The sequence below is a fragment of the Streptomyces sp. SID11385 genome, assembly GCF_010548245.1.
In the GTDB taxonomy this organism is placed as follows: domain Bacteria; phylum Actinomycetota; class Actinomycetes; order Streptomycetales; family Streptomycetaceae; genus Streptomyces.
This window is the reverse complement of sequence record NZ_JAAGLR010001084.1, coordinates 1-301: the sequence shown is the minus strand read 5'-3', so window position 1 is coordinate 301 and position 301 is coordinate 1. Positions and strand designations below refer to the sequence as shown.

Sequence of the window (301 nt, the reverse complement as noted above, 5' to 3'; positions counted from 1 at the left end):
CCCTCGCGGAGCTGGGCGAGCGGGCGGGACGAGGGGCGGGGCGTGGTGGGCGCGGGGAGCCCGAGCGCCGCCGGGGCCGCGAGGAGCACCAGCGTCAGGGCCACCGCGACGGCGACGGGCGCTCCGGCGAGGCTCGCGCAGAGCCCGGCGAGGGCGGGGCCCAGGAGCGTGGCGACGGTGAAGCCGAGGGCGTCGAGGGCGGCGGCGCGCGGGAGCCCGGCGGGCTGGACGAGTGCGGGGACCTGTGAGGTCCAGCCGCCGGAGAGGGCCGGGCCGAGCAGCCCGGTCAGGAAGGCGATCG

The 301-nt window shown here is 81.4% G+C and carries 1 protein-coding gene; it reads right to left on the bottom strand.

Annotation, left to right across the window (positions count from 1 at the left end; genetic code table 11):
* Nucleotides 1–301: MFS transporter (locus tag G3I42_RS33045; protein WP_164291352.1), on the bottom strand; the 301-nt coding region annotated here is incomplete at both ends.